Origin of the sequence: Pseudooctadecabacter sp., from assembly GCF_020627745.1 — a bacterium.
GTDB lineage: Bacteria > Pseudomonadota > Alphaproteobacteria > Rhodobacterales > Rhodobacteraceae > Octadecabacter.
The window spans coordinates 1-3,333 of the sequence record NZ_JAHDGE010000009.1; the positions used below are offsets into that span (position 1 = coordinate 1).

The following is a 3,333-nucleotide window of genomic DNA, read 5'->3' on the forward strand; positions in this document are numbered from 1 at the left end:
TGAAAGTGGGCGGCCAGATCGTCGACACGCAGGAAATCGAATTCAACTAAGTCCCGACATCCTCCCTGTCGGACGGGTCGCCCATCGGGCGGCCCGTTTGCGTTTTAGAACCGTTCCAAACCTTGACACAGCGGGTCCGCACCCGCATATGTAAATCCTGACAAAAAAGGTTTCTGCGCCATGTTCATTCAGACCGAATCCACCCCGAACCCTGCCACATTGAAATTCCTGCCCGGCCAGTCCGTGCTGGAGGTCGGGACAGCTGACTTCCCATCTGTTGAGGCGGCGGCGAAAAGCCCGCTGGCCAACCGCATTTTTGCGGTGGACGGCGTGACGGGCGTGTTCTTCGGGCTCGATTTCGTGACCGTGACCAAGGGCGACGCGGTGGAATGGGACCACATCAAACCCGCCATTCTGGGCGCGATCATGGAACATTACCAATCCGGCGCGCCGGTGATTGAGGGTGAACAGGCGGCGTCCGGTCATGCGGAACATGACGGCGAAGACGGCCAGATTGTGGATCAGATCAAGGAACTGCTGGACACGCGCGTGCGCCCTGCGGTGGCGCAGGACGGCGGCGACATCACGTTCCACGGCTTTGACCGCGGCGTTGTCTATCTGCACATGCAAGGCGCCTGTGCAGGATGCCCGTCGTCCACGTTGACCCTGAAAATGGGCATCGAAAACCTGTTGCGCCATTATATTCCCGAAGTGGTCGAGGTCCGCCCTGTTGCGGCCTGACGTGACCCTTTTGGCATTCGACACATCGGCGGCGCATTGCGCCGCCGCTTTGCTTTTGAACGGCACGGTCCACACCCATGTGGAAGACATGGCGCGCGGTCAGGGCGAACGGCTGATGGTGATGCTGGAGGAGGTTCTGGCCGCCCATGGCCAAACATGGGCCAATCTGGATGCCATCGCTGTGGGCGTGGGCCCTGGCAATTTCACCGGTATCCGCATTTCCGTCAGTGCGGCCCGGGGGCTGGCCTTGGGGTTGGGCAAACCGGCGGTGGGGGTGTCGCTTTTTGACAGCACCCAGCATCTGTCGAACTGGGCGCAGGTTGCGGTGCCTGCGCCGCGAGACCAGCTTTATGTGATGGATTTTGACAAGCAAAGCGCGCCCGCGATGACGGACACGGCGCAGGGCTTTGCCCTGTCCAGTGACCACAGCACCACCGATCATATCCGCGCCATGGCACAGATCGCGGCGGCGCGATTGACGGCGGGCGGTGACCTGCCCCGTCCCGCCCCTTTGTACGTCAAAGCCCCCGATGCGGCCCCGTCGCGCGATGTCCCCCCCGTTATTTTGCCATGACACCCGACGGTCTGGCGCGCACCCATCGGGCTGCCTTTGGCGCGGATCGGGGCTGGCCTGCGGCGGACTTTGACCGCTACCTGAAGGACGTCACCGTGTCGATTTTTGGCGATGACAGCTGCTTCGCCGTCATCCGCCGCATGGGACCGGAGGCGGAGATTCTGACCCTTGCCACACATCCCGATGCGCAGGGACAAGGGCGCGCAGGGGCCATGTTGGGGGCTGCACTGACCACGATGAAAGCCGCGCGGATCGAGGAGGTTTTCCTGGAAGTGAGCGAGACCAATATCGCCGCAACCGCGCTCTATCTGGCCCACGGGTTCACCGCCTTTGCGACCCGCGTGGATTACTATGCCGACGGGTCATCTGCGGTTTGCATGAAACTTGTGCTTTCCCCAACGTCCGCTGCCTAAACAGGCAGTCGATCCGGAAAAATCACCAGAATCGGTTGAACTTCCCTTTTCTTCGGGGCCTACTTTGCCCATGATCTAGCCTTCGCGTGGCCGGTAACGGGACGCGCCAACGATCGACAGGGTGCGTAAAAGCGCCGAAACAAGAAACCGGGAGACCTCTTTCATGAGCCTTATGACCAAAATCCTCAGCGCATCCACCGCGATGGCGCTGGCAGCCGGCGCTGCCTTTGCCGACGGCCACTCCGCTGGCCCCGCCATCATTTATGATCTGGGCGGCAAGTTCGACAAATCCTTCAACGAAAGCGCCTACAACGGTGCCCAGCGTTGGGCCGACGAGAACGGCGAGTCCTTCTCCGAATTTGAAATCACATCCGACGCCCAGCGTGAGCAGGCGATCCGCCGCTTCGCCGAAGATGGCAACAGCCCCATCGTCATGGCCGGTTTTTCCTGGGCGACCGCGCTGGAAACAGCCGCACCTGATTACCCTGACACCGATTTCGTCGTGATCGACGTATCGTGGATCGACCTGCCCAACGTCCGCGCCGTGGGCTTCAAGGAACAGGACGGATCCTACCTTGTCGGCCTGATGGCCGGTGCGGCCTCCGAAACCGACACCGTGTCCTTCGTGGGTGGCATGGACATCCCGCTGATCCGTCGCTTCGCCTGCGGCTACGCCCAAGGTGTGACGGCAGCCAACGAAGACGCGACCGTCATCGCAAACATGACAGGCACCACGCCTGCCGCGTGGAACGACCCCGTGAAAGGGTCCGAACTGACGCTCAGCCAGATTTCCCAAGGCTCTGACGTGGTATTTGCCGCCGCTGGCGGCACGGGCGTTGGCGTTCTGCAGACAGCCGCTGACGAGGGCATCCTGTCCATCGGTGTGGACGCGAACCAGAACTACCTGTTCCCCGGTCAGGTCCTGACCTCCATGCTGAAGCGTGTGGACAACGTGGTTTATGACAGCTTCTCCGGCACCACAGACGCAGGCGTTGTGATCCTTGGCGTGGCCGAAGGCGGCGTGGGCGTGGCCCTGGACGAGTTCAATGAGGAACTGGTGACCGAAGACATGCTGGCGATGGTTGAAGAGGCGACAGCCTCCATGGCTGCGGGCGATCTGATGGTCCACGACTACATGGCCGACGAATCCTGCCCTGCGCTTGAATTCTAAGACCGCTTGATTGACAGTGATTGGGCCGCGCCGAGAGATTGGCGCGGCCTTTTCAATCGAATTGCCAGGGGACATCCGACATGGACGACGCTTTGACCACCTTTTTTGCCGCATGGGGGGAGGCCGATGCCGCCGCCCGTCGTGGCATGATTGCGAATGCGATCACAGCCGGGTTCACCTATTCCGACCCCCGCAGCGGCGCACGTCTGACAGGGTTGGACACCGTGGCCGACTATGTCGGCCAGTTCAGCGCGAACGCCCCCGGCTGGACCGCGACGGTCGAAACATCAGCCGAAGTGAACGGTTATCTGCGCGCCACCGTGGCCTTTGGCGGCAAAGGCCCCGACGGGACCGACATGGTGCAACACGGCACCTATTTCGGTGAGGCCGACGCGGACGGCAAGCTGTCGATGCTGGCCGGATTTGTAGGATAA

General features: G+C 61.8%; 5 protein-coding genes. All 5 read left to right on the plus strand.

The features are described 5' to 3' along the window. Positions 1 to 180: 180 nt before the first annotated feature. The 5 genes from QZ653_RS06050 (at position 181) to QZ653_RS06070 (ending at position 3,333) form a co-directional block, all read left to right on the plus strand. The gene (locus QZ653_RS06050) at positions 181 to 741 is read left to right on the plus strand and encodes a NifU family protein (RefSeq protein WP_296418561.1); all 561 of its coding nucleotides are present in this window, start codon (positions 181 to 183) and stop codon (positions 739 to 741) included. Position 742: 1 nt separating this feature from the next. Continuing rightward, on the plus strand, positions 743 to 1,315 hold the full coding sequence (tsaB, locus tag QZ653_RS06055; protein WP_412765996.1) for a tRNA (adenosine(37)-N6)-threonylcarbamoyltransferase complex dimerization subunit type 1 TsaB: 573 nt from the start codon (positions 743 to 745) through the stop codon (positions 1,313 to 1,315). Next, positions 1,312 to 1,728 carry a GNAT family N-acetyltransferase gene (locus QZ653_RS06060; protein ID WP_296418563.1) on the plus strand — a complete coding sequence of 139 codons (417 nt, stop codon included), beginning with the start codon at positions 1,312 to 1,314 and terminating at the stop codon, positions 1,726 to 1,728. Before tsaB ends, QZ653_RS06060 begins: the two co-directional genes overlap by 4 nt. 163 nt (positions 1,729 to 1,891) lie before the next feature. Then, positions 1,892 to 2,899, plus strand: a complete 1,008-nt coding sequence (locus QZ653_RS06065) for a BMP family lipoprotein (RefSeq protein ID WP_296418565.1) — start codon at positions 1,892 to 1,894, stop codon at positions 2,897 to 2,899. Between the two features lie 80 nt (positions 2,900 to 2,979). Next, positions 2,980 to 3,333: a nuclear transport factor 2 family protein gene (locus QZ653_RS06070; RefSeq protein ID WP_296418567.1), complete on the plus strand. Its 354-nt coding sequence runs from the start codon at positions 2,980 to 2,982 to the stop codon at positions 3,331 to 3,333.